Source organism: Methanospirillum sp. (genome assembly GCF_028679455.1).
Taxonomy (GTDB): Archaea; Halobacteriota; Methanomicrobia; order Methanomicrobiales; family Methanospirillaceae; genus Methanospirillum.
On the sequence record NZ_JAJRBM010000024.1, the window covers coordinates 1 to 3,288 of the forward strand.

Annotated in this window: 5 protein-coding genes; all 5 read right to left on the reverse strand. The window is 42.7% G+C overall.

All coding sequences use genetic code 11. The features are described 5' to 3' along the window. Window positions 1-185 precede the first annotated feature (185 nt). Window positions 186-479 (reverse strand): hypothetical protein, encoded by a 294-nt coding sequence (locus LUQ50_RS00615; RefSeq protein WP_300034614.1) that lies wholly within the window; start codon window positions 477-479, stop codon window positions 186-188. Window positions 480-821: 342 nt separating this feature from the next. Continuing rightward, window positions 822-1,373, reverse strand: coding sequence for a tetratricopeptide repeat protein (locus LUQ50_RS00620; RefSeq protein ID WP_300034617.1), 552 nt, complete (start codon window positions 1,371-1,373; stop codon window positions 822-824). Between the two features lie 189 nt (window positions 1,374-1,562). Beyond that, on the reverse strand, window positions 1,563-1,808 hold the full coding sequence (locus tag LUQ50_RS00625) for a hypothetical protein (RefSeq protein ID WP_300034620.1): 246 nt from the start codon (window positions 1,806-1,808) through the stop codon (window positions 1,563-1,565). Window positions 1,809-1,892: 84 nt separating this feature from the next. Beyond that, window positions 1,893-2,402, reverse strand: a complete 510-nt coding sequence (locus LUQ50_RS00630) for a hypothetical protein (RefSeq protein WP_300034623.1) — start codon at window positions 2,400-2,402, stop codon at window positions 1,893-1,895. A gap of 208 nt (window positions 2,403-2,610) precedes the next feature. Then, window positions 2,611-3,288, reverse strand: a 678-nt coding sequence (locus tag LUQ50_RS00635; protein ID WP_300034625.1) for a HAMP domain-containing sensor histidine kinase, incomplete at its 5' end; no start/stop codon positions are given.

A 3,288-nucleotide genomic window follows, 5' to 3' on the forward strand; every position in this document is an offset into this window, starting at 1 on the left:
ATTAGAACCCATATAGGTACCAGTCTCACATGGTTGGTAAAAATCGGTGTGATCTGGCCCCATGGATGGAATTGTTTTATAATCCGCATCACTCTCATCACATCAAGGGTTGCGGGAAAATAGTAGGGAATACTAGAATGAATAAGGGTTTACTTCAAAACAGGAAATTACATGAGTTGAATGGATTAATGGATACGTGCCTCATAACAGACATTTTTCCCGAGATCCGTTAAGACATAGTGTTGGAGCGTTTGATCGGTCTGTCCTACTTTGAATGGGTCACGTCTTGATTTCGAAATCAGGTTATTCTCTTCCAGTTTCTGCACTGCAATGACCATCTGATCGATATTTGCTCCAGGTTGACGATTACAGGCACGATAGATCGTAGTATCCGCATTTTTTATAAGGACCGTCAGCAATATTTTCTCCTGATTATCAAGAATCGTTGCGAGCTCTTTGATATTAGAAGTATTGCTCATAGGGAAGTAATCAGCGTGCCGGGGGAAATAGTTACCCTTATACTCACTTCTTTTAAATCTCCCTGGATAGATTGAGATCCCGGTATTCGGATTATCAGATAAAAATCATACTCTTAAAAAATGGAAATCATAATGGATTACGGGGGATTTCTGATGTGATAACTAAGAATTTCTCCGTTGCGTATCAGGGAGAGCTGAACTCATGATTAATGATTATTCGAACATATCCACTGATAGTTATCTCCTCATATCGGTGAACATGGGTTCTGATCTGACTCTCATCATCCCTCTCATTCTCTTGACATCAGGATCCCGGATCAGATACCACCACTCTGTTTCGACTCATGCATGAGAATCCTTCTCCTCGAGATAGATTGCCCTGTCAAATGCTTCAACTGCTTCATCATATCGATTCAGACAGTTGAGAGCATTTCCTTTATTATTCCAGGCATCAGCATACTCCGGGTCAAGAAGGATCGCTTTTTCACAGGCCTGAAGTGCTTCCTCATACCGCTCCAGACAGTTTAGGGCACTGCTTTTATTATTCCACGCATCTGCATACTCGGGGTTGATCTGAATTGCTGTTTCGCATGCTTTTAATGCTTTTTCATGATGTTCCAGACTATTAAGGATATTTCCTTTATTATTCCATGCCATGACATTTTCATGGTCCAGAAGGATTGCCTTTTCACAGGCCTGTAATGCTTCTTCGTATCGTTCCAGGAGGAAGAGAATTATTCCCTTGTTCGTCCAGGTATCGCCATTTTCCGGATCGAGATGAAGTGCTTTGTCACACTCCTGCAATGCCTCTTTATACCGTTCTAATCCTTCCAGGATCTCCTGTTTATTAATTATTACCTCAGCATCATGCTGGGAAGATGAGAGATTATTCACACAGGGCATTTCTTGTCGGTATGGTTAAAGGTTACTCTTCATCATCTGGGTACAAGGTTTGAGGAAGATAAAAATGCAAACCCCTCTGGTTAATTCTGGCTATCTCTTGGTTCAGATTAAATAATCTATATCCATGATTTCATCAGATGAGTTGTGTCACAACGCTGATGGAAGGACATTTCATGGGCTTCATTCTCTTCGGGATAAAAGGGCCCTGATATCATCATAACAACACACGGGTATTCTGACTTTCCCCTCATCAGTTATGATAACTCCCCAGGATTCAGTGAGAGCACGAACCCGGTCAGCATCAATATGCAGTTCGGATAAACTGATCTCATGGTATGATCCACAACAATCCATTCCAGCCATATCATACCCATGCAACGATAAGAGTGCCGGTACCGTAATGTCCACCACCCAAGGGGTGTTCACCGTATGAGTCAGGGCCATCCCTTGAATGGTTCAATGGTACCAGAGGAATCCAATCTCATTATCCCTGATAATAATCTCCGGAATTCAATACTCGTCCGGGTAGAATACATGGTTACTTCTGCAGTCTTTTCCAGACCTGGTCATGCTGCAGAGGTAACATGCTGATACAGTTGGTTTGCTGCAATACCCGGGTTTCCGGGTAACAAACCACTGATGAATTTTTACCAGGGGTTCTATGGTCACCTGTCCTGCACCCGCTAAACAATACCCTGTCTTGTCAAGAGCCCAGATCGGATAGGGTTTCATGCTGTCTGGAATCGGTTCTGATGGGAGTGTCGAGAGATCAATGGCCTCATGGAGTCTTTGGGGAAAGACAACAGTCTCAATGTCTGATAATATTGAAAAAAGTGTCCCAACATCAGCATGATCCCATTCTGCTAAGTCCTTTTTGAGCTGATTGATGATCAGGATGAGGGCCTCTGACCTGGTACGGGGTATAACTCCGTTCACTCTTATGTTGCCTTCATTATCGATGATCACTGCAGAGGTCTGCATGCTATGTAGTGACGGAAGATCTTTAATCCTGACTCCCATGGTCCTTCTCTTTCTCTCTGGAACAATAAAAAGAAAACTCTCATCTGAACCGGTTTCCTTGGGTTAAAAACCCTCCTTGGTGGTCAGCATCTCTCATCCGGATAATTGAAGAGGATAGATACAGTTGCTATCGAGATTTTACAGATGAGAATCGTGAATACCCAAATTATTTGTCTCTCAAAACCTGTATTTGGGAGGATCAAAAAAATTAGGATTCGGCCTTTTTTTCATCGAATCTCCCGAATGGTACGATAATCTCAAACCGTGCTCCTACTCCGGGTTCTCCTGTCTCATTTAGAATAATCCTGGTGATTGCAAGAATTCCCTGGCTAATGAAAAGACCATACCCGGTATTTTTCCCATACCCACGCTCAAATATCAGTGATTTCTCATCGTTTAATATGCCCGACCCGTCATCCTCAACAATTATCACCAATCCAGCTCTTGTATGAATGGATGAGACAGTGATGCGTGAGACTGTTTTGCCATGTCTGATTGCATTCTCAATAAGATTATAGCAGACTTTTGGAAACAGGGGATCAGCATAGACTCTGACACCTGTCACCTGAATATCGATGATAATCTCTCCTGGATCGATATTATCAATCGCCTGCATGAAGATCCCTTCAACATCCTGCCACACCGGAGTTTCAACACCGAGTTCCTGATAGGTCCGGGTAAATGCTATGAACTCTTCGATAGATCGAAGCGACTCGGAGAGCATGTTAAAATATCTTCTTTGTTCAGCAGTAAACGGTATATCTCTGAGGAGGTATAGATTGGACTTTCCGATCATCACTTTATTCATGATATCGTGACGGGTCACACTGGAGAGGAGGTTTAATTTTGAGTTTGCCATCTTCAGTGCATTTTCAGTATCCTTAAG

Excerpts from the sequence above, each read along its gene's own strand:
- LUQ50_RS00615 (WP_300034614.1), bottom strand. The coding sequence starts at position 479 with ATGAGCAATACTTCTAATATCAAAGAGCTCGCAACGATTCTTGATAAT.
- LUQ50_RS00630 (WP_300034623.1), bottom strand. The coding sequence starts at position 2,402 with ATGGGAGTCAGGATTAAAGATCTTCCGTCACTACATAGCATGCAGACC.